At 42.1% G+C, this 22,851-nt stretch carries 22 protein-coding genes; 7 read left to right on the top strand and 15 right to left on the bottom strand.

Annotation, left to right across the window (positions count from 1 at the left end; genetic code table 11):
• Positions 1–12 precede the first annotated feature (12 nt).
• The gene (locus H6F42_RS12925) at positions 13–669 is read right to left on the bottom strand and encodes a Uma2 family endonuclease (RefSeq protein ID WP_242018427.1); all 657 of its coding nucleotides are present in this window, start codon (positions 667–669) and stop codon (positions 13–15) included.
• A 204-nt stretch (positions 670–873) separates the two neighbouring features.
• Between H6F42_RS12925 and H6F42_RS12920 the strand changes: the two genes are divergently transcribed.
• The 4 genes from H6F42_RS12920 to petG all read left to right on the top strand — a co-directional run bounded on the left by H6F42_RS12920 (position 874) and on the right by petG (position 3,504).
• Complete coding sequence (locus tag H6F42_RS12920; RefSeq protein WP_190399765.1) at positions 874–1,323, top strand: DUF3531 family protein; 450 nt, start codon at positions 874–876, stop codon at positions 1,321–1,323.
• 46 nt (positions 1,324–1,369) lie between these two features.
• Entirely contained in the window at positions 1,370–1,753 is a 384-nt protein-coding gene (gene gloA / locus H6F42_RS12915; RefSeq protein ID WP_190399764.1) for a lactoylglutathione lyase, read from the top strand.
• A gap of 82 nt (positions 1,754–1,835) precedes the next feature.
• Complete coding sequence (locus H6F42_RS12910; RefSeq protein WP_190399763.1) at positions 1,836–3,311, top strand: SGNH/GDSL hydrolase family protein; 1,476 nt, start codon at positions 1,836–1,838, stop codon at positions 3,309–3,311.
• Positions 3,312–3,405: 94 nt separating this feature from the next.
• Positions 3,406–3,504, top strand: a complete 99-nt coding sequence (gene petG / locus H6F42_RS12905; protein WP_071590170.1) for a cytochrome b6-f complex subunit V — start codon at positions 3,406–3,408, stop codon at positions 3,502–3,504.
• 147 nt (positions 3,505–3,651) lie between these two features.
• Here the strand turns inward: petG and H6F42_RS12900 are convergent, their stop codons facing one another.
• Positions 3,652–3,993, bottom strand: a complete 342-nt coding sequence (locus H6F42_RS12900) for a hypothetical protein (protein WP_190399762.1) — start codon at positions 3,991–3,993, stop codon at positions 3,652–3,654.
• Positions 3,994–4,241: 248 nt separating this feature from the next.
• On the opposite strand from H6F42_RS12900, the gene H6F42_RS12895 reads away from it, so the two are divergent.
• Entirely contained in the window at positions 4,242–5,084 is an 843-nt protein-coding gene (locus tag H6F42_RS12895) for a photosystem II manganese-stabilizing polypeptide (protein ID WP_190399761.1), read from the top strand.
• 75 nt (positions 5,085–5,159) lie between these two features.
• Here H6F42_RS12895 and H6F42_RS12890 read toward each other — a convergent pair whose 3' ends face one another.
• From H6F42_RS12890 to H6F42_RS12855, 8 genes are all read right to left on the bottom strand, one after another.
• The gene (locus H6F42_RS12890; protein ID WP_190399760.1) at positions 5,160–5,858 is read right to left on the bottom strand and encodes a DUF3226 domain-containing protein; all 699 of its coding nucleotides are present in this window, start codon (positions 5,856–5,858) and stop codon (positions 5,160–5,162) included.
• Positions 5,851–6,963 carry an ATP-binding protein gene (locus H6F42_RS12885; protein ID WP_190399759.1) on the bottom strand — a complete coding sequence of 371 codons (1,113 nt, stop codon included), beginning with the start codon at positions 6,961–6,963 and terminating at the stop codon, positions 5,851–5,853. Before H6F42_RS12885 ends, H6F42_RS12890 begins: the two co-directional genes overlap by 8 nt.
• 83 nt (positions 6,964–7,046) lie before the next feature.
• Entirely contained in the window at positions 7,047–9,023 is a 1,977-nt protein-coding gene (locus H6F42_RS12880; RefSeq protein WP_190399758.1) for a prolyl oligopeptidase family serine peptidase, read from the bottom strand.
• 128 nt (positions 9,024–9,151) lie between these two features.
• The gene (locus H6F42_RS21750; RefSeq protein WP_242018437.1) at positions 9,152–9,835 is read right to left on the bottom strand and encodes an HpsJ family protein; all 684 of its coding nucleotides are present in this window, start codon (positions 9,833–9,835) and stop codon (positions 9,152–9,154) included.
• A 98-nt stretch (positions 9,836–9,933) separates the two neighbouring features.
• Positions 9,934–10,659: a cyanoexosortase A system-associated protein gene (locus H6F42_RS12870; RefSeq protein WP_190399756.1), complete on the bottom strand. Its 726-nt coding sequence runs from the start codon at positions 10,657–10,659 to the stop codon at positions 9,934–9,936.
• A 24-nt stretch (positions 10,660–10,683) separates the two neighbouring features.
• Positions 10,684–11,565, bottom strand: coding sequence for an archaeosortase/exosortase family protein (locus H6F42_RS12865; protein ID WP_190399755.1), 882 nt, complete (start codon positions 11,563–11,565; stop codon positions 10,684–10,686).
• 172 nt (positions 11,566–11,737) lie between these two features.
• Positions 11,738–14,107, bottom strand: coding sequence for a ComEC/Rec2 family competence protein (locus H6F42_RS12860; protein WP_190399754.1), 2,370 nt, complete (start codon positions 14,105–14,107; stop codon positions 11,738–11,740).
• 4 nt (positions 14,108–14,111) lie between these two features.
• On the bottom strand, positions 14,112–14,387 hold the full coding sequence (locus H6F42_RS12855) for a hypothetical protein (RefSeq protein ID WP_190399753.1): 276 nt from the start codon (positions 14,385–14,387) through the stop codon (positions 14,112–14,114).
• Positions 14,388–14,579: 192 nt separating this feature from the next.
• Between H6F42_RS12855 and H6F42_RS12850 the strand changes: the two genes are divergently transcribed.
• Positions 14,580–15,698 (top strand): tetratricopeptide repeat protein, encoded by a 1,119-nt coding sequence (locus H6F42_RS12850; RefSeq protein WP_190399752.1) that lies wholly within the window; start codon positions 14,580–14,582, stop codon positions 15,696–15,698.
• A 275-nt stretch (positions 15,699–15,973) separates the two neighbouring features.
• A complete protein-coding gene (gene acs / locus H6F42_RS12845; protein ID WP_190399751.1) occupies positions 15,974–17,944 on the top strand; it encodes an acetate--CoA ligase in 1,971 nt (656 codons plus the stop codon).
• A 29-nt stretch (positions 17,945–17,973) separates the two neighbouring features.
• On the opposite strand, the gene hemG is transcribed toward acs, so the two are convergent.
• The 5 genes from hemG to H6F42_RS12820 form a co-directional block, all read right to left on the bottom strand.
• Complete coding sequence (gene hemG / locus H6F42_RS12840) at positions 17,974–19,413, bottom strand: protoporphyrinogen oxidase (protein WP_190399750.1); 1,440 nt, start codon at positions 19,411–19,413, stop codon at positions 17,974–17,976.
• 149 nt (positions 19,414–19,562) lie between these two features.
• Entirely contained in the window at positions 19,563–19,784 is a 222-nt protein-coding gene (locus tag H6F42_RS12835; protein WP_190399749.1) for a DUF2811 domain-containing protein, read from the bottom strand.
• A gap of 510 nt (positions 19,785–20,294) precedes the next feature.
• The gene (locus H6F42_RS12830) at positions 20,295–20,729 is read right to left on the bottom strand and encodes an NfeD family protein (protein ID WP_190399748.1); all 435 of its coding nucleotides are present in this window, start codon (positions 20,727–20,729) and stop codon (positions 20,295–20,297) included.
• A 23-nt stretch (positions 20,730–20,752) separates the two neighbouring features.
• Positions 20,753–22,090 carry an MlaD family protein gene (locus H6F42_RS12825; protein WP_190399747.1) on the bottom strand — a complete coding sequence of 446 codons (1,338 nt, stop codon included), beginning with the start codon at positions 22,088–22,090 and terminating at the stop codon, positions 20,753–20,755.
• A gap of 5 nt (positions 22,091–22,095) precedes the next feature.
• Entirely contained in the window at positions 22,096–22,842 is a 747-nt protein-coding gene (locus H6F42_RS12820; RefSeq protein ID WP_242018426.1) for an ATP-binding cassette domain-containing protein, read from the bottom strand.
• Positions 22,843–22,851: the final 9 nt, after the last annotated feature.

Raw genomic sequence — 22,851 nt, 5'->3', positions numbered from 1 at the left:
CCCTTTTTCTTCTTATTCGCTGAAATCAATATTTTCGTAAAGGAGGGACAATCGGAATTGCAAATCTATGCGGGTGATATGAATTAGCGGATCGTTAGCCTCAAAATTTTCTCCATCGATCGCAACGGATACATATTCCCAAGCTCGATCATCACGGCGTTGGTAGATCTCGATTCTGGGACGCTCTGGCGTAATTAATATATAAGTTTGTAATGTATCGAGAAGCATATAACTTTGCTGCTTGATGCCGCGATCGCGTGCTTCGGTAGCAGGAGATAGCACCTCCGCGATCAGGCAAGGATATTGCAAAAAATCATGGGCAAAGCGATCGCGCTCATCGCAAGTAACCACCAAGTCTGGATAGTAGTATTTCCCAGATTCTGTCATTACTTTTGCATCGCTAATAGCAACCTTGCAGCCTTTACCGCGCAATTGGGGAATCAGTAATGCTGAAAAATTTGCGGCAACTTGGCTATGGGGAATGGTTCCTCCCGTCATGGCGATAATTTCCCCATTCTCATACTCATGCTTAAGCTCTTGCTTGGCTTCCCATTCGAGATATTCAGATGCCAACAATATTGGGAAATCGGTTAATTGATCAATTTGCCGATCAATTTGGGGTTGGGCAATCATAATGTAAGCCTCGCCATCTTCAATTTGCCTGAGCATTTGACTGATCTACAAGCAATTTCTGCTCAAAATCGAACCAAGAATTTTTTTGAAAGTGTTGTAAAGCAACACTTTCAAAAAAATTCTTGTGGTTCGTTTGAGCAGAAATTGCTGTAGATCCAAAACGATTGGTAATCGCTATGGACTAAAATTAAGCTGATTAATGTATCCTATCGAGATTTTTGCAAGATCTGCAAGTTGATTATGGAAGTTAGATTTCGAGAATGTGATTGGTTTGACCTGTGGATCTGGATAAAATTTAATGAAACGCCTTCTCAGCAAGAAAAGCAACTATTAGACGAAGTATTTAATTCTTGGTTTTTACTTGGTAAATTGGGTGGTTTCAATGCTTGCAACATGCAAGTTTTAGAATCTGGTATTGACGTTAGCTACTTTGACTATGACAACCAAGCCGCCGATGACGAGATGATGTCGGTAATGCACAACATGACTGACCTAGAGTACGAAAACGATTGGGCAAGGTGTTGGGTTGACCTAGGAACTACCGACGCGATTGCGATCGATACCTTAGTTAATGCTTTGCGCCAGTTTGATAAAGAATATGTGGCGATCGAAGAAGTGATTATCGGTGGTCAAAACTCTGACTGGTTAGTTGAACCCAAGAGTCTGGATGATGAAGATTATGATCGTTAACTAAATATGCTTCGTATATTTCTAACAAAACTTAGAGGAAATCCACATGCGCGTTTTACATACAATGGTTCGGGTTGGTAACTTAGAGCGATCGCTAGATTTTTATACTACTGTCCTTGGCATGAAGGAACTGCGCCGTAAGGATTACCCCAATGGACGCTTTACCCTCGCCTTTGTCGGCTATGGTGATGAATCTAGTAATGCTGTCATTGAGCTAACCCACAACTGGGATACCGAAACCTATGAAATTGGTACTGGTTACGGTCATATCGCCCTAGGCATGGAAAATATTTATGCCGCTTGCGAAGCCATTCGCGAAAAGGGCGGCAAAATCACCCGCGAACCAGGGCCTATGAAGCATGGCACAACCGAGATCGCCTTCGTTGAAGATCCCGATGGATACAAGATTGAATTAATTCAACTTAAATAAAAATAAGAGAGGTCGCAAAGCGCTCTCTCTTATTTGGTAAAAATTGTTATAAGCTAAAAAGCTGCACACCTGTAGCCTCGTCATGCGTAGACCCCGATACACCCCTTCTTGGCATTCCAAACGCAAATCATCTTGGTTGCGAAACACTCTATTACTGATTCTGATTGGTTTACCCTTGCTGTTAATTTTGGCAGAGCTAATCGCACGAGGAGCAGTTTTAGCAACAGGCAGTACTAATCAACTTGCTCCTAACAAAAGTATTGCGATCGCCCAATCCTATGCCTTTAAATTACAGGATGTCAATGGTAATAGCTATCCTGGGCTACCAGATGAAGGTCGCTTACAAGTGCGGCGGAGTCCTCTTTTGGGCTATGAGTTGCTACCTAGTCAAAGTAGCGATTATTGGCAAATCAATGACCAAGGCTTTCGCCAAGATTCTTCAGTACCCATTGATAAATCCGCCAACGAGATCCGCGTATTTATAGTTGGTAACTCCACCGCTTTTACCAACATGGCGGAAAAAAATCAGAAAGCCCTAGCATTTAAAATTGAAAAACTGCTAAACGATCGCGTCCGAGCTCAAAACGCTAACCCTGAAAAGTTTAAGCCCAAAGAAATACCCTACTTTGCCGATCAGGTAGAAGCCATGAAAGCCCTACCTCCACGCATTCGTGATGGTAGCTATCGCGTAATCGCGGCGGCAGTACCGGGTTATAGCTCTGGCAATGAACTCGCGTTAGTAGCCCATCGAGTTACCGCCTATAGTCCCAATGCCTTAATAATTCTTGATGGTTATGAGGATTTGCGACTATCGAGCAATCAGCCAGCCCATGAGATTGGCAATGTTGAGCAGATGTTGCGCGATCCGATCGCTCAATATCGTCAACACCAAACCCAACAATTTAATAATTGGCTAAACTCGCTATACCTAGTCAAAGCTTGGCAAAAATGGGTAGTTCCTGCGGACATCACAACTTTTAGTTCTGATTACCAGATTTTTAATGCCGAGCAGTTTAGCAAAGATCCTAAAGAGTTACAAAAGAGGATCGATCGCTATATCTACAACACCAAGCAAATGACTAAGCTAGTTGCCGATATTCCTTCTCTAATCGTGCTTCAGCCTGAGATTACAGGCAAGCAAAAGTCTTTGACCAAGGAAGAAGAAGGGATTGTGAAATCTTTGGGCAAGGAATATAGCGATCGCCTTGCTAATTCCTACAAGGTTATCGATAGCGCTCTAAATAAAAACTTTCCCAACACTAAATTCCTCAACTTCTATCAGCTATTTCAAGATGCTAATCAGCAAGCCTTTGTAGACCCCATACATTTAACTGAAGCGGCTAACGATATCATGGCGCAAAAGTTATACGAAAATGTTGAACGCCTATTTTCCGTGCAACCCGCACCCAATAGCCCTCAAACGGGTGATGTGCCTCCCCCAGCCCCCGCAGCACCACCCGCCCCAGTACCTTCTGTAACTGCTCCCGAAAAGCCCCCTGAGAATACTCAACCTCCCGCAAGTCTCTCGGAAACCTTACAACGAGTTCAAGGACAATAAGTTTAGGGCGCGGCAAAGCCACGCCTTAAACTTATTGTCTTTTACAGCCCGAACTCAGGCTAAAATATTAAGTTAGTGAGTTTAATAAATCTTTATGGTAGAACCAATTTTGTCAGGCATTTGCCTCGGTCTTATTTTCATTACCCTTGGTGGGCTGTTTTTTGCGGCTTATCAGCAATATCGCCGAGTCTAGAAAATTCACAACAGATTTTCTAACGCTTGATTAAGCAAAAGGGTGGGCAAATGCCCACCCTTTTGCTTTAAGTATCTAAAAACCACCAAACCCTGTGGCGCACGCTGCGCGTGCGCCACAGGGTTTGGTTAATGGCGTAGCCATTTTTTAGGTTGATTCTTCCACATCTTCTTCTTCTTGCTCAAGATATCGGCAAATTTCATGAACTTTCATCCGATAAATATGCGGCCATCCCCCATTTGTCTCGATATCACGAAGTAAATTGAATAATTCATGACGACTGATGGGCAACGCTGGCTGAAACAAATCGTCTCGAATACGTTTATGAGTTGCCTCTAAGATGCGTAAAATTTGCAAAAGCCCCACAGGATTTTCCTGTTGCTCTGTTGCAATTTGCCAAATGCGATCGCTGATGGCTTCAATGTCAGATAAATCGGTAATTTGCTCCTGTTGCGATTGGTTCTGTGATTGGATTTCAGTTTGTGCCAAGCTAAGTACCCTCGTACGCGATAATATTGTGGTTGGAATTTTTATAAATTTAAGTCTTTAGCGTGCTTACCTCTATGGCTAGTCTAAAGCACCACAAACTCCTTAACGATCTCAATCTAAAATACCAAACCAGATCGTATTTTTAGATGCGTTAAATGGTAGTGATTATAGAGGTTAGTCTGAATTTTGCTTCGTTCTAACCAGAGAAGCCCTAAAATACTTCCCGTTAAATTAAGAAGAGGTTATTTATGAAATTTCGTAGTTTTACGAAAGCAATTTTTACATTGTGTATCAGTTTTTGTATGTTAGTCGCAGGTGCTTTGTTTTCTAGCAATGCGATCGCTGCTGTCCCTCCTGGCTTGACTTACGACCAAATTGTAAATACAGGCTTAGCCAACAAGTGTGGCGATATTTTGGGGACTGCTCGTGGCGGACGTAACTTTATTCCCGTTGGCTCAGGTCAGTCTGTCGAAATTACTGAGCTTTGCCTAGAGCCTACCTCATTTTTTGTTAAAGAAGAATCTAACAATAAGCGCAAAAAGCCTGAGTTTGTAGCTAGCAAGTTAATGACTCGCTCAACCTCTAGCCTGGACTTCGTAAAGGCAACCGTTACTGGCAATAGCGATGGTAGCCTCAGCTTGGTAGAAACTGATGGTCTGGACTATCAACCAATCACTGTAAAAATGCCTGGTGGTGAGCTTGTTGCTATTTTGTTCACCATTAAAGGGTTTAAGGCTTCTACAGCCCCTGGTGTAAGTGGCATTACTACCTCCGTTGATTTTGTTGGTTCTACTGATGTACCAACCTATCGTGGTTCAGGTTTTATCGATCCTAAGGGACGTGGTCTAGCGATCGGCTATGACGCTGCTGAAGCTTTACCTGCAAAGCGTAACTCTTTTGACAACAGAAGCGTAAAGGATGACTCTACCTCTAAGGGTACGATGTCATTGCAAATCGCGAAGCTAAACGCTGACACTGGCGAAATCGCTGGTACTTTCGAGACCGAGCAAACCTCGGATAACGACCTCGGTGGTGTTGAACCCAAGGAAGTAATCATTCGCGGCGTATTCTACGGCAAAGTTAACGCTTAATTTTGTCTGCAAAAAGAGCGCTTTCTAATTAGAAAGCGCTCTTTTTTATTTTCTACTTTTAGCCTTGAGTTTGTGTTAGTCAAATAATTTTAAAAACTCTTTGAGTTCATTTAAAGCAGGGTGTTCAAAATTCCAAATATCTAGCTTTTCAGTCATAACGTAACTAAATCCTGACATACTACATTTTCTCTCAGATTGTTTTTTGTCACGATTAGAGCAAGTATCAAACCTTAGATAATTGCTAATCCAAAATTTATCAAAATCTTTTGAAGATACTGGATTTTTACCATTTTGTTGGAGACAAACTTGCCAACTGCCAAGACAATCAGCATAGGTAGAATCTTTAGCTTTTATCTCTTTCAATAATTTTTCTAGCTCTCCTATTCCACTTACATTGACAAAATAACAAGCTATTTGAATGGGATCTTCAAAACTTATTGAATGAATAGCAGTAAAATAATTAATCTTTTCTATTTTCTGATTATTGGGAAATACTTTGGCTAGTGCTTCATTGATTTTATGTAAATTTTTTAAATAAGAATCATCTGCATCTAAAATTATACCTACTTTGTTGATGTAGCTTTTTTGAGCATCTGCCTCTATGGTTTTTAGTTCTCTTTCTAAGGAGACTACACTTAAACCATCTAAGTCTAAATAGTCATTTTCAGTTACCTTGATTTCCAAAATATCTACGTTACTGATATTGAGATATTTGACCATAGCTTGAATGAAAAATTTGTCATTCTTACTCTCAACAATTAGACGGTTACTCACCTCTAACCCCCCTATCATGAGACAAACTATACTCAAGAGTCTCTATGTCGCGTCTGATCCCAATTATCTGATGATCCGTTTTAAAACTTCGAGCCATTTCAAAATGTGCAGCTAAGTCACTAAACTCACTTTCTAATCCAACATTAGTAAATGCTGTGAGCATTTCTAAACTATGCGTAGTAGAAAAGATTTGTACGTTTAGTTCTTTCGATAAACGAAAGATCATTCTCCATAGTTTAGCTTGATTATTATGGTGAATACCATTTTCAATTTCATCTATAAGTAAAATACTACTATGGTTATTTACCATCGAAAGAATAATAGCAGCAACTCTATTGATCGCATCTCCAAATAATGATAATGGGAATCTTTTTTTATCTTCTTTTTGTAGATAAATCATAGGACTACCAATATTAAAAGATTCAACAACTTGTATAGATGGATCAATGATTTGGAATCCATTCAATACTTCTCGCTCTCTATTATTAAATCTAGCCTTATCATATTCATTGGCAAGGTATATATTTAGAAACAAATCAGATGCTAATATTAAAGATACATTTCTAATATTAGGAAACTCGACATTTTTAGGTAGAATTGAAATATTCTTACTGGTAGCAAGTAAGCTAGCTTCAAAATAAGTATTATTATTAACAGTTACACTTATTTGAAGACCAGATCTCTTGGATTTACTATTTAGTAGCGGATCTATATATCTTTTTGCTATTCTACCAGAAGCATTATTTGATTCATCTATTTCTATAAGAGAATCAGCAAGTTCATTGTTAATGAACATATGAACTCTACTAGATTGATTTATTTCCTCATTAATTTGGATAGAAATTTTTTTGGATTTATCTTGATTAAAAAATAGACTATCCCAAGATTTCTCAGGTAAAGCTTGTTCAAATTCTGGCGACTCGCGACGATATCTCTTTAGAGAAATAATTGTTTCTGGTCGTGGTGAGTTAGCTACAAATAATGATTCTAAAAGTGCTGTTTTTCCTGAGTTGTTTTTCCCAGTAATAAGATTTACGTTTCTAAACCCAGAGATTGATGTGTTCTCAAAACATCTGAAATTTTGAATTGAGATATCTGTAATCATAGTTTTTGGCAATTTATTAGAAAAGCATAAAGGAACATCCTAATCTAAAAAAATAGAGAAAAGGTTAGACCAATCTCTAAAGGCTAGTTTTGTAAATGTTTTTTGAAGAAGTCTAGAGTGTAGCCAATTTCTAAGACTTGGTTGCTGCGTTTGCTGGAGCCGTGACCTTCATCGGGGAAGATGACTAATTGTGATGGGATTTTTTTCTGTTCGAGGATTTTTTGGATTTGGATTGCCTCGCCTACGGGGACACGCGGATCGTTTGCGCCTTGGATGATTAGTAAGGGGGCTTTGATGCGATCGCTATAGGTCACAGGCGATAGTTCAATTAAAGCATCGCGATCCTTGACGGGGTCACCGTATTCACTAATTCTCAAGATGCGGCGATAGGGAGCCGTGTTATTTAAAAACGTGACTAGATTGCTAATGCCCACATTCGATACACCAGCATCATAACTACCTGCAAACTTAGACATCCCGATCAGAGCAGCATAGCCGCCATAGCTACCGCCGACAATGCCGATTTTAGGAGTTAGCCCGTTAGCTTGCCAATTTTTGCGAATAAAGATCGATGTGTCTTCGATATCGGTGAGGACTTTGAGGCGATCGCGTCCATTATCGGCATTCAGCCAAGTTTTGCCATAGCCATCGCTACCACGTACATTCGGTTCCACAAAGATAAAACCTGCATTTACAAATAGCTGAGCATAGCGATTAAAGCCTGCGGTACTTTGTCCCTCGGGACCACCATGAAAATGCACAATCACAGGGCAAGGCTTGACCAGAGGATTTTGGGGCGTATTTTCACAGTTTGGCGATCGGTAGACAAACATGGGAATGGATGCGCCATCTCTAGTGGGATAGCTTTCTAGCTTCGCGGTGACAAATTTACTCGTATCGATTTCAGGGGTACTAGGCAATACCCATTGAGTTAATTTCTGAGTTTGCCAATCATAAACATAGCTGAGGCGTGGAGCCTTGGCGGTTTCGACCCCAATAGTGGTGAATCGTCCGTTGCGGGTGGTTAAGCCTGTGTAGATATGGTCGGCGTTAGCGAATTCAGGAAGTTTTATTTCGGTCAGATTATCCGCCGCGATCGCTTTGAGGCGCGTATAGCCTTTGTCGTTGATTGTGTAAAGAATGCGCTGGCGCTGATCGTCAATATCAAAGTTAGCGATATCCACTTTGATATCTGGAGTAATCGGTGTAAATTTTTGATTTTGATAGCGATAGAGGCGGCTAAATTCGTCAAACTTAGGCGTTAGAACTAAATATTCATTAGCCTTAGTTCCATACTGCACACTATAGTCTTCTTTCTCGTTTTGACCGAGCAGTGGTGTAGTTTGGCGAGTCTTCACATCGTATTCGTAATATTCGCGGGATAGACTGCCAGTTGCTTTGCCAAAGAGAAATTTTTCGCGATCGCCTGTTTTGGGATTCACAAACACATCGGCAATCCACCAAATGCCATCCCCACCAGAAATTTGGACTTTTTTCTTAGTTTGCAAATCGTAGCGATAGATGACATAGGAGTCTCGCTTAACGTCATTGGCACTGAAATAAATCGTGCGTGAATCATTGCCAATATATTGCAGCGACGTTTGGACTTTAGGCTCATGCTGAATGACTTCTAAGGCTCCGCCATCCGTAGATTGCAAATATAAGCCGGGGTTTTCTTCGCCTTGGCGATCGCGGGATAGCAATAGATATTTACCATCGGGAGTTATCCCAGAGATCGTGGTGGCATCTTGTCCGCCCGTAACCTGCACAGGAAATTTTTGTGCGCCATCGAGCCGCCATACCTGTACTGTCCCTGAAATTCCCCAAGTAAAAAACATCCGCTTACCGTCTGGGGTCACAGTCCCTAATCCCGGCGATCGCACATCTAAGATTGACTCAATCGGTCTCGTGACGATGGGGGGCAATGCGGGTGGGACATAGCGTTTCAGAACTTGCGGATCGAGGCTATCTTTGCCTAGCCCAGAATACTGTGCAGAAACGGGTAAGGCGGTGAATAGACTGGTGAAAATAATTGACAAAAATAGCGATCGCTTGTTCATAGATTCAATATTTGAAATATGTTAAATAACTCTTTAAGTATCTCGGCTCAATTAAATATAAAGCTCTAAAACCTGTGGCGATCGCTGCGCCATAGGTTTTGTTCTGTTTCTTAATTATGCCCTGTTAATTAATAATCAATGCCTACCCTTGCCCACTTTGATTGCATCCAGATATACAACAGAAATAAGCCAGACAATAAAGCTCCAAATGACCATTTCACTGTGTCTTTCCAGATGGAAGAACTGATTAGACGTTTAGATTCATCCGCTTGGGCTTGCGTTTTGGTAATTGAAGTAGAGATTTCTTCGAGAATCTTTTTCTTAACTTCCTGTGGATTAGAAATTTGAGCTACAGCCGCTTGCTGCTGGGGATTAATGCTTCTTAAAACATTCTTGATTTCGCTATCAGATTGAGCCTTACTTAAGCGTTCCGCAACTTCTTGAACTGGTCCATTTTGCTGTGCAGCTTTAGCAATAACATCACCCTGACGAATATCTTGCACACGAAATGTATTAACAATTCCTAAAGGGATATTTAGAAAGAACAATATAGCCATTCCAATAGTTAGCCAAGAAGCTATTTTAGTAGCAATCTGTTCCCATTTTACCCTTGCGCTATATTCCCCAAAAAAGATAAAAGGGAAAGAAAACAGTAATAAAGGAACTCTCTCGACTATTTGTCCATAAGTGTTTAATTCCCACACTGAATCAGTAAATTTAGGTGGTAATACAATGCTACAAGTATCTAACAGAAATAAAATAAGAGAGCAATATCCGAGTATTCTGATTAAAGAAAATGTTTGTCTACCCATCGCTGGGATTTGAAAGTCTTGCATATTAGTCTCCGATTTATTTTAGTAGCTTGAATTTGTGTGGGTGGTTTTTATAAGTCAATGGAATTGTTGTTTATTTAATTTTTAGGGAAATTTTTCTGCCAATCTTTATGCCAATTAATCCATGTTTTTTCTAGTTTTTGATAACTTTTATCTAAGGAATTAGCCTTTTGAGCATCCAAATTATTACTTTCATTATTATCTTCTAATGAAATTGACATAATTGTAAATAAGCATCTTGTATCTCGGAGATCAGTAGTTCCTAATAGGTAAGAAATTATTCTCTCTGGATTTATATCATAGGTGTTTCGATTTTGCATAAACTGATCTTCAGTAATTGTAGAGCCTCCTCTGGGATTAATACAAGATGATAAATATGCTCTTTTTTGATCTGAGAATAATACATAATGTCCCGTTTCTTGAGCATAACGATTAACCAATCTATTTTTAGAAGAATTTAAACCTAAATCTAATAAGTATTGGGGAACTTTAACTATCCCATTAATATATAAAAGATCAATTTGTAAAACTTCCTCATTAGTAGATTTATAAATGTATCTTTGAGAAGATATCGCTCTGTTTACGTACAATTTATCGAGAGGATTACTAGATTGAAATTTCCACTCAGATAAGCTTATTTGTGGAGGTAGTTGATATTTTGCGCGTAATTTAGAAGAGGGAATAAATAAATAAATACCGATCGCGGTACAGGTTGCTATCAAAACGGTGACTAAGCTAATATTTTTAGTCTTGCTGAATTGGCTTAAGATTAATTTTTTGTCTTTAAATTTAAGAGAACTCATTTAAATATTTATTTAATAATTTTCCTAATGATTTAATCTCAAAGCTTTAGATCGAGATTTAGATTTGTTTTCATTATTGAGTATCTGATAGGTTAGCCCACCAATGGTAAATACAATAATATTAGAGAAAATACCTGCGCCTCCCCCTGTATGCCAATAATCGAAATTAGACATATCACCTCTGTTAATTAAAATAGCTAGCAAAGATAACCTAATCCCATTCACAAAAATAATGGAGAAAATTGTCCCAATATAAATAAATATCTGTTTGATTTTACTGGCTGGATAAATACTTAATAAAACAACTACAAATGGCAACATTGTTAAAATTGGTCCCACACTAGAGCAGGTTCCCATCACTTCAACGGAGCCGTTTGGTAATGAAACTAATGAGCCTTTTCTGACCACACTAAACCCTATATAGTGAAGCATAAATGTAAGTAATTGAGAATCAACATTAACAATGGGACTCAATAGATTATAAATAGAAGCAAAAGGCAGAGATATTAGCGTGGCAATGAGCATTTCTGATTTAAATAAATGCAGCCTTCTGAATCCACTAATGATCATCAATAGCCCTGTGATAGTTATGAGAGGAAAAAATCTTGCAAGTACATCCACAGATGATTCTGCTTGACTTAATCCATGTCTAATAATCATCCAGAAAGTTAATAATAAACCTATGGCTATAGAGATATTCCTCCCTCTAAATTTCACTTTATATTGATGCTTCCATAGCAAAAAGATAATGCTTGCCCATCCCAAAAAATCCAGAAGGGTGGGAATCCTTGAAGTCATTTTCCATATGTAGTAAAAATGTAAAATCGATAAACCAAAAACAGTTGCAAACAACCAAAAAGCTTTGTGATGATAAAAGTTTTTAATTTGTTGTAGTTGCGATTCCATACTGATATTGCAAGTTAGTAGGTTTTATAGCTTTAGGATTGCTATAGCTGTTGCCATTCTTATTAGGACACAAAACCAGAAGATAAGTTGCGGCGCGAAGGGTCGTAACTTGCTTTTGGGGTTTTGATTTGTCCTACTCCAAGTGACCACTGCTATATATCTAGATAGTTAACTAAATTGGCGATCGCGTATCCTGTTGATCGCGTAGGGTATGAAACTCTTTTTCGGGAGTCCATTGAATTGAACCATCACGACCTGTCCAAAATACGCGAATTTTGGCTTCGTATAGCTGATTAACCATTTCTTCGACAACACTAGTTGCGGAAGCGATCGCGATTTTGGGGTTAATGGCTTGCAGGATGGTTGGCTCAATTTGCCCACCAGTCCACCATAAGATATTGGCGGTAAGTTTGGGGAGCAAATCTTTTTTAGAGGCGATCGCCTGTTGAGCTTTCGGATCTGTCGTCGTTAGCAATAACCAAGATAGATCACCTATTTTAATTTTGAGGATATCTGGCGATTGATTGATTAATTCTATTTCTACGGCGTTATTGATTTTGAGGGTTTCTCCTACCTTGAGTGAGGCTAGAGGAATTTTGGCGGCGGCGAGGGCTTGCTGCAAATTTTGATAGGGTTTGGGCGTTACGCCAAGGCTAATATCTCTAAAATTACTGACCGCAATTGAGTTTGAAATCAAGGCATTCCAGCCATCGCTAACATCGGGCTGGGTGTCGGTAGAAATTGCCCAATCCAGTCGATTAACTCCTGATTTTTGTAAAAATGGTTGCATCGTAAAGGACGCAAATTGGCGATCGCCACTATTAATCAGGATCGTTTGATTTTGATTTTTTACAAACATTATAGGGATATCGTTGAAGGCAGGCAATGTCACCTGAAAAGTACTGCTCTGGGCGATCGCGTTCGGTACAAATAGGACGACACAGGCTAATACGAAGGCGATCGTCCAGCGTTGCATCTTGCCAAACCAAGGTAATACCCAAATTGCCATAAATAAGATGTAAGCAAGTAACATCTGCCAAAGATGAATTGCGCCGACATTGGTATTCGCATTGGGCAAGGTGTTAATCCATCGGGCAAAGATGATCGTCCAATGCAAGATGGGATAGAGCAACCATGCGATTGCTGCCCCGACAGGCACAAAAATTAAGCCTAAAAATCCGCTAATCAGCCCGCCATAGGTTCCGATCGCTACGAGCGGCGTAGTAATTACATTAGCGAGCAAGCTATAGGGGGTGAGCTTGCCAAATACAAATAATTGCAATGGCAATGTCCAAATATAGGCGGCGATCGGAACAGAAATTAATTCAGCGATCGCGGGAGGTAGCCATTCTAAACGTTCAGAAATGGGACGAGAGGTCGTAACTAAGCCCAAGGTAGCTAAAAAGCTAAATTGAAAGCCTAAATCCCAAATCCAGAGGGGTTGATAGATTAACAACAATACGGCGGTGATTACTAAACCAATCACAGGACGGCTGCGGCGTTGTACCACTAAACCGATGAGACTACCGAAGCCCATTACGACTGCGCGTAAAATTGATGGACTAGCGCCTGTGAGCAGTAAATATCCCAGTAAACAGAGACTACCCACTAAAAATTTAATTTTTAGCGAATTATGGCGAGTAACAGCGATCGCTGCGCCCAGCACCAAAGTTACCTGAAAGCCCGAAGCCGCTAGCACAGCCGCCAAACCTGCTTGAATAAATAAGTCCTTAAGATCACTCGGTAAATCTACGGCGCGGCTCCCCAAGACTAACGAGCTAAGCAATGAACCTTCTGGCACACCCGCCCCCATCACATGGGAACGGACAATGCGACTCACAAACCACCATTCGCCAAAATTTGGTGGATCACTTTTCACCACCAGCGATCGCCCACTTAAGCCTGCAAATACTCCTTGACGCGCCAAATAAGCCTTAAAGTCAAAAGCCCCAAAATTATCAGCACGGCTGGGCAAATATAATCTTCCTGAAAGCTCGATCGCCTGTCCTGCCCTGAGTCCAGTCACCTCAATTAGCGGCACGGTCACATAAAGCTTGCCAGAAGTGGCTACAAATTTTTGATCCTTCTGATCAGTTTTTTTATCATTGTTATTAGGAGTGGGGTTGGCATTTGCGCTAGTAAGATTGCTCGGACTACTTAAAATCTTAAAATTCAATTTGCCAGACGGATTTATTTCCTGCACCTCTAACAAAAATTTACCCCGCTCGCTCCTTGTCATACTCGGAGCCTCTACCACCACACCCCGCACGATCGCATTAGATATCGGCGCATATTTGGAAATGTCATTATCCGTAGGTTGAGGAGTACGGACTTTTACATAAAAACAGGCAAATACAGCAATTAAAGTTGCTAAAAGATATACCCAACGCTTAGGGCCCATTTTCCAAATCGCAGGGACTACTAGCGCTAGACCAAAACCAATACCAAATACTGTGTAAAAGCCCGTCCAATCTGCTAAAAAACTAGCATAAGCACCTGCCACAAAATACAAAGCCAGCACTAAGGCAATTTGCGATCTCATGGATTCAATTTAAATCTTCGTCATAGGTGGAGCGAATTGCGCGATCGCTAAATTCGGAAGGAGGGCGATCATTGCTCCAAGCCCACCAAGCCGATTGGCATTCACACTTATAAAACTCTTGCCACTTGCGCTGATGGTTCTCAGTATAAACAGGCGATCGGCGGTTAATCCACACGGCTTCAGCTTTGCTAGGCAGATGCCCGCATTTAGGACAACAAAACCCATGCGCGTGTGTAGCCTTTTCGACCCATTCTGGTGGAATCGGATTGAAAGCTTCCATAAATTAGAAGGACAATTAGTTTGCAGCTATTCTATGCAAAGCATGATAACAGCAAATAGCAATTGTCCACGATGATAAAGGCTGCGTCACAAATGGAGTTTTTTGCAATACTACCCCGTGAAAAATTGCATTATTTTCAGGAAATATGGCTTTTATACTAAAATGTCACTCAGGAATAAGGGTACAAATCAGATGTTCCAGATTAATCGTCAGTTTTTAAGTCTTGTATCCGCTAGTTTGTTGCTTGGTTCTGTGTCAATCAGTCCCAGCTTTGAATCTGCTCAAGCAGTCACACCAAGTTCTATTGCTCAATCCAGTGATGCCGAGGCTTTGTTCAAACTGGGGGATGCCATGTATGTAAATAAAGATTATCGAAGAGCGATCGCCGCCTACAACGAAGCGATTCGTCTCAACCCTAACTATGTTGAGGCTTACAACAATCGTGGAATTGCGAAGTATGAATTAGGTGACAAAAAAAGTGCGATCGCCGACTACAGCAAAGCCATCCGTCTCAATCCTACCTATGCCTTTATCTACTACAATCGTGGGCTCGCGAAATATGATTTAGGAGATATACAAGGAGCGAATTCTGACTATACAGAGGCCATAAGAATTAATCAAAACTGGGAAAATATAACCTTAGACAATGCTTACCACAATCGCGGAACTGCAAAGTATGATTTAGGTGACAAAAAAGGTGCGATCGCTGACTACAGCGAAGCCATCCGTCTCAACCCTAATTATGATGATGCCTATTATGGACGCGGAATTGCAAAGGATGATTTAGGCGACAAAAAAGGTGCGATCGCTGACTACAGCGAAGCCATCCGCCTCAATCCTAATTATGCTGACGCTTATTACAATCGCGGAATTGTAAAGGATGATTTAGGTGACAAAAAAGGCTCGATCGCGGACTATAGCGAAGCGATTCGCCTCAATCCTAATTATGCTGACGCTTACTACAATCGGGGGATTGTAAAGGATGGTTTAGGCGACAAACAAGGTGCGATCGCTGACTATAGCGAAGCCATCCGCCTCAATCCTAATTATGATGATGCCTATTATGGACGCGGAATTGCAAAGGATGATTTAGGCGATAAACAAGGCGCGATCGCTGACTATAGCGAAGCGATTCGCCTCAATTCTAATTATGCGGATGCTTACTACAATCGGGGAATTGTTTATATGCAGTTAGATGCAACACAAAAAGCTTTAGCAGATTATCGAGCGGCGGCGCGGCTCTATCAACAGCAAAATAAAATGTCAGACTATGACGATGCACAACAGCGAATTAGAGAATTAGGTGGCTAAGAGGAAGAGTCTTGTCCACTTCTCAGACTTTACACATTTCACTGTACACTCTCCTTAGTAAGTACCTCGGCTTAATAAAACCAAGAACCCAAATAAGCGGATTCGCCCGCTTCGCGGGCGAATCCGCTTATTTGGGTTTTATATTTAATTATGCCTACCTACTTATTTCTCGATTAAATAATCTTCGTAAATTACACTAGGTTTATAACCATATTTAGCTTAAACCTCAATTTTTTCTGATTTAAATTGATTTAACTATAGATTTCGCCATACCTATGTCTCAACCCACAATTGAATCGGTCTTAAATGAAAAGCGCTTATTTGAGCCATCGGCTGAGTTCTCACAAGCGGCTCACATTAAAAGTTTAGAAGAATATCAACAAATATACGATCGCGCTGCTGCCGATCCTGCTGCCTTTTGGGCAGACCTCGCGGACAAAGAACTACATTGGTTTGAGAAATGGCATACCGTTCTCGATTGGCAACCGCCATCGGTGAAATGGTTTGATGGCGGCAAAATCAATATTTCCTATAACTGCCTCGATCGCCACTTGACGACATGGCGCAAAAATAAAGCGGCGCTGATTTGGGAAGGTGAAAATGGCGATTCGCGCACTCTTACCTATGCTCAACTCCATCGCGAAGTTTGTCAGTTTGCCAATGCCCTTAAGCAATTAGGAGTTAAAAAAGGCGATCGCGTTGGAATTTATATGCCGATGATTCCTGAAGCGGCGATCGCCATGCTTGCCTGTGCCAGAATCGGTGCGGTGCATGGTGTGGTATTTGGTGGATTTAGTGCCGAAGCTCTACGCGATCGCCTCGTTGATGCTGAAGCCAAATTAGTGATCACTGCCGATGGTGGCTGGCGCAAGGATGTAATTGTGCCTTTGAAGGAACAAGTTGATAAAGCGATCGCCAACGGCGCAGTTCCTTCTGTTACTGATGTTTTAGTAGTGAAGCGCACAGGTCAGCATATCCAAATGAGTGCAGGGCGCGACCATTGGTGGCATGACTTACAGCAAGGCGTTTCCGCCAAGTGTGAAGCAGAACCAATGGATAGTGAAGACATGCTCTTCGTTCTCTATACTTCGGGCAGTACTGGCAAACCAAAGGGAGTCGTGCATACGACCGCAGGTTATAACCTCTATAGCCATATCACTACTAAATGGATTTTTGATCTTAAAGATACCGATGTTTATTGGTGTACTGCTGATGTGGGTTGGATTACAGGACATAGCTATATTGTCTACGGTCCCCTTTCCAATGGAGCCACCACTTTAATGTATGAAGGAGCGCCGAGAGCTTCCAATCTGGGCTGTTTCTGGGATGTGATTGAGAAGTATCAGGTTACAGTTTTCTATACTGCACCTACCGCCATTCGTTCCTTTATTAAAATGGGTGAACATCATCCTAATACTCGCGATTTGACTTCTCTGCGCCTATTAGGAACTGTAGGTGAACCGATTAACCCTGAATCTTGGATGTGGTATCAACGGGTGATCGGTGGTGGGCGTTGTCCTATTGTCGATACTTGGTGGCAAACAGAAACAGGCGGAATTATGATCACCGCATTACCAGGGGCAATTCCTACGAAACCTGGTTCGGCAACACTTCCCTTTCCGGGAATTATCCCTGATATTGTTGATCTTGATGGCGATCCTGCGGAATCTAACGAAGGTGGATATCTGATTGTGCGCCATCCTTGGCCGGGGATGATGCGAACTGTTTACGGCGATCCAGAAAGATTCCGTAAGAGCTATTGGGAGCATATTCCATCCAAAGATGGTAAATATGTCTACTTTGCTGGTGATGGCGCTCGTAAGGATGAGGATGGTTATTACTGGGTGATGGGTCGCGTGGATGATGTAATCAACGTCGCAGGACATCGCTTAGGCACAATGGAAATCGAATCGGCGCTAGTTTCCCATCCTGCGGTGGCGGAAGCTGCTGTAGTTGGCAAGCCTGATGAAATTAAGGGTGAAGATATTTTTGCCTTTGTGATTCTGGAAGGCGATCGCCAACCTAGCGAAGAACTTGCGAAGGAACTTAAAAAGCACGTTGTTGGTGAAATTGGCGCGATCGCCCGTCCCAATGAGATTCGTTTTGCCGAGGCTTTACCCAAAACGCGATCGGGTAAAATCATGCGGCGCTTACTGCGATCGCTAGCGGCTGGTCAAGAAATCACCAGCGATACTTCCACTTTAGAAGATCGTTCTATCTTGGATAAATTGCGCGAAGGTGCATAAAGAAGGGGGGCGCGAAGCGCCCCCCTTCTTTATGCCTGTAAGAATGCTTCGATTTTGTTAGCTTCTTGGAGACCACGTTTGATGCAATCACCTAACGCAACTCCACCGATAAAGTTAGCGCTGACATATAAACCTTGAGACTTTTGGAGTTCTCTTTCGACGGTAGCGAGACGATCTAAATGCCCGATCGCATATTGAGGAATCGCTTTATCCCAAACATGGACGGCGATCGCTTTCGGTTCTACCTTCGTTCCGACCCGTAATAGAGTCTTTTTTAGATCTTGGTGTACGGCTTGCACAATTTCTGATTCCGAAAGTTTTGCCAGAGCAGGATCGAGAGTACCACCGATAAAATTGAGCAGCAATTGCCAACCTTCGGGAGCGCGTCCTGCAAATAAACTGGATGACCAGATAGTGCCAAGGGTACGGATATTTTGCGTACGGGGAATGAGGTTGCCAAAGCCCTTCATGTCATAGATAAATTCGCTCTTAGGGTAAGCCAACACCACGCACGCTACAGTGGGATAAAAAATTTCGCTAAGCGCTTGGCTAGCGGCTGGTAAATGGTCTTTAAGTAGTTTTGCACTGACATAGGCGGGAGTACTGAGCACCACAGTTCGCGATTGCACGACCTCTTCACCTAGCGGCGTATCAAAAATGGAAGTGTAAATATCGCCTTCTTTGGAGATTGATTGCAGAGTCCATTGCTGCTTGATCGCTGTACCTTGTTCTCGTAATTTAGTGGCGATCGCTTCGGGCAGCATTTTGATACCTTGACGAAAAGAGCCAAGCTCGCCAGATTTGATCTTCGGAATATTCGGATCTTGCAACTTTTGGGCTTTGCGTTCTTTTGCCGATAAGATAGCACCTGCAAGTAAGCCACCATAGCTATTTTCTAGGCAGAAGATTTTAGAAAAAGCGGCTTGAGCGCTAAGTTGTTTAGGATCGCCTGCATAGACTCCCGAAATAAAAGGGGCAACTAATCTTTCTACGGCTTGTTTGCCTAGTAAACGTGAAAAGAACTGATCGACAGATTCTTCGCCTGCCATAGCGGGGCGGGCAAAACCCATCGCTCCCAACGCGAGACGAATTTTTGCGCCCCAATTCAAAATTTGAGTGGCGATCGCCTTGGGCGGACTCATCGGCAATTCATTCAGCTTGCCATTGAGAAAGACAAATCTTGGTAACTTGCCATCCGCTAGCACTAACTCATCTTTTAAACCCACCTGTACCGCAAGTCGTAATAGCTCAGGTGCTGGCTGAAAGCTATTGGGACCCTCTTCCCAGAGATAGCCCTCATCATTTTTGGCACTAGTGATTGCGCCGCCAACGCGATCCTGAGCTTCGGCAACCATCACGCTGTAATTTTTGGCGATCGCTAATTCATGGGCAATCGTGAGTCCAGAAATTCCTGCGCCAACGACAAGAACATCTAATGGTTGATTTGTTGCTGAGGATGGAGCCGTCATAGTAGGGAGAGGGTAATTGAGCAATTCTCAGTCTATTACAACTAAGCGGTTCTGTTGAACACTGTAGTCAGTACAAGCTCAAAGTTTAACTTAAGGAAATCAATAAAAATTCTGCTTTGCAAAATTTTTATTGATTTCCTTAAACAGGTTTATGAGTGCTGGAATAGGGCATTTAGATAGACTTTGGCGGTACTGCGATAGCTGTGGGATGCACCAAGGCGATCGCTACCCCCATTTTGAAGTAGGAATAAAGATAGGGCTGCGGCAAATACACGGTCTTGATCCCAATCAGGATGGGACTCTAGATAATTTTTGAGAGTTTCGTGCAATTCTTCGGGAATTTCGGCAAGGATGCTGACGGTCGTACTCATGCTGAAACCTCAACTTTTAAACAAGTTCTGTAGGGATGTCGCAACCATTTTCAGAGGTCGGGATTTTATTGTGCGTTCAACCTGCCGATCTTGTCAACGTAACGAAAGGTTCAACATAAATGAAGATTTAATGATTTAATTTTGATGGAATCGGCATTATCATAGGTATTTATTTACATATATTCATAGTACGCAACCATTCAAAAGTTTCCCCAGTCTCAGTTCCTTTCTCTTTAACGAATCCTTAACTAGTAAGGCGAAGACATCTCTCAATCTAAAAAGCCCTGTGGAAAACTAACTTTTATCTGTGGAAAAGTCTTTAATATCTGTGGAAAACTCTGTGGAAAACTTTTTTGTCAGATATTTGAAAATTATTTTTTTTTAATGTTTATGGGGGATTAAACCCGCAACAAAAGACGACAATGTCGTCTTTTGTTGTTACTCTCTTCCCACCAAAGAATTAGATATGCGGCGCGAAGCGCCGCATATCTAATTCTTTGGTGGGAAGGCTTAATCTCTAAGCCAATTTTCAGGAACAACGATTAACGTCGTTCCTTCTCTTCGCAGAATAATTACCTTTTGTTGTGAAGCGATCGCTATTTGGGGATCATCACATTTTGCTTTCCACGAAACACCCTCGTGCTGAACCCGTCCCGATTTCCCTGCGGGAATTTCGGCAATGGTAATACCTTCTCGCGCTTCTTGAAGTTGATGAGAATCCTTGGGAATAAATCGACGCGATACATTAACCAAGACTCCAGATATCACCATCCAAGCTAATATCTGGAGCGCTGGTATGGGCAAAATCAAAGCGATCGCCGCCACCACTAAAGCTGCAATTCCCATTGCCCCAGCAATCAAGAACGTCGGCAATGGCACTAGTAACTCTGTAAGCCAAAAGGCTATACCGATTATTAGCCAGACTTGACTAGGCGGTAAATTCATTAGTTACTTGATTAGTTACTTGATTAGTTACTGGGATTATCAACTTTAGTTTTTGGCTCCAAAATTTCAGTACTTGGGTTACCAATTGTCGTACTTGGTGTGGGGCTATTGATTTTTATTTTTTCCTGATTAAAATCCCCAGATTCCAGAGACTTTTCTCGCTTAAAAGGAACGTCTGGAGTTGTCTTCAGATTTTGATTTTGTTTACTGCGATTGACTTCTCCCGATGTAGATGATTTTAGACGCTCGCTTACCTCCGTTGAGCGCGAATTGCTAGCTGTGGGCGGAGCATCAAGATTTGGTGCTGTGGAGAGCAGTCCACCCAAGCCATTAATCAAATTGCGAATGTTACTTCGCAATTTGGGATCGCCCGTTAGCTCATCGAGATCCGCCGTAATTTTTTTTGCATTCGCAAAGGTTGATCGCGCCGAATCTAAGGTTTCTCGCAGCGAAGCGATCGTGGTCGGATCGTTGAGTTCGCCAGAGACTTTGCGGAGATTAGCGGCAGTTTCGGCAGCGTTTTCGGAGAGCTTTTGCAGATTTTCGATAAACTTGCCATCATTCAAGAGGGGTTTAGCGCTGGCGAGTAGTGATCGCGCCTCCCTTGAGGCAGCCGCAATGCCATCAAGGGTTTGGGCTAATTTCTCCCGATTCACCTCGATCAAGTCTTGGGCGCTATTGGCGACACTACCGACTTTAACGGCTGCGCCACTAATTGCTTCAGCAGTATCACCAAATTTAACGATCTGATTTTCAAAGGTTCCGACAACCCGATTAGCGGAATCAGTTAATTTTTGAATGCTACGGGCGGTTGATTTAGTGACGATTAAAGTATCGTTGAGGTTATCAATCAAGCTCTGATCATTGATTTTGCGAAGGGTGACACTCATATCCTTCAGCAAAACCGTAAAGCTCACGCCACGGGTTCCCTCAATTTCTCCGCCTTGACAGACAATCAATTCCCCATTGCACTCTTTGGCGAGGGGATTGAGATTAGCGTCAAGGGCGACTTTCTCCTTAGGCGGAAAAATATCAATATTTGTATTGCCCAAAAAGCCGCTTTGATTAGTTTCGGCGATCGCTTGTTTAGGAATAATCAACTTCGGATTATCAATACCGACCTGCACACTCACACCATCCACCTGTGGTGTCAGCGCCGTTACCCGACCAACTTCGACCCCACGAAACCTCACCACTGAACCAGTATTCAGTCCGCTTGCATCGGGCATTTTGATCGAAAAAGAAAATTTGGAGCTATTTAGTTGCAGACCACGTAGCCATAACAACGCGCCCCCAAGAGCCACTACTCCACCGATGATAAATAAGCCAAGCGCACCGTCGCGTAAGTTTTTTCGCCGCACGAGCCTTATACCTCCTTAGTCAAAAGTTGAATCGGACCTTCAGTACTGCCGCTAAAAAATTGTCTGACATACGGATCGTCTGTCGTATCAATTGTACTCACGTTTCCTGCATATCTCACTAAACCACGATAAAGCACGATCAAGCGATCAGCAGTACGGCGGATTGTGCTTTCTTGGTGGGTGACAACAATGTAGCTATCACAAACCTCTTGCTCTCGGAGCGATCGCATCAGATCCTCAATAATCGTTGAGGCTACAGGATCAAGCCCTGCGGTTGGCTCATCGTAAAGTAATACTTTTTTAGTTTTACTTTTAGCAGATGGGTCATCCATAATTGCACGGGCAAAACTGACCCGCTTTCGCATTCCGCCCGATAGCTCACTGGGATAGCGATCGCCAATGTTTTCTAGTCCCACCAAAGTCAGCTTATGCTCGACTAGCCGATTAATCTCGCGTCGAGACAAGCGGGAATGCTCAAATAGCGAAAACCCCACATTTTCAGCAACCGTCAGCGAGTCAAACAGCGCCGCATTCTGAAACACCATGCCAATGCTTAGTCCGTAGCCATCGTCCTGAATGTCATCTTCGGCTTCAATGAGATTGCCATTGATATAAACCTCGCCGACATCGGGAGTAAGCAATCCACAAACCACCCGCAAAATCGTTGATTTGCCTGTGCCAGAGGGACCAATAATGGCGATCGCCTCCCCACTATGCACAGTCAGATCAACACCATTTAGCACGGCGTTCATGCCAAAGCT

Source organism: Pseudanabaena sp. FACHB-1998 (assembly GCF_014696355.1).
Lineage (GTDB): Bacteria > Cyanobacteriota > Cyanobacteriia > Pseudanabaenales > Pseudanabaenaceae > Pseudanabaena.
This window is presented reverse-complemented; position numbering and strand designations above follow the sequence as displayed.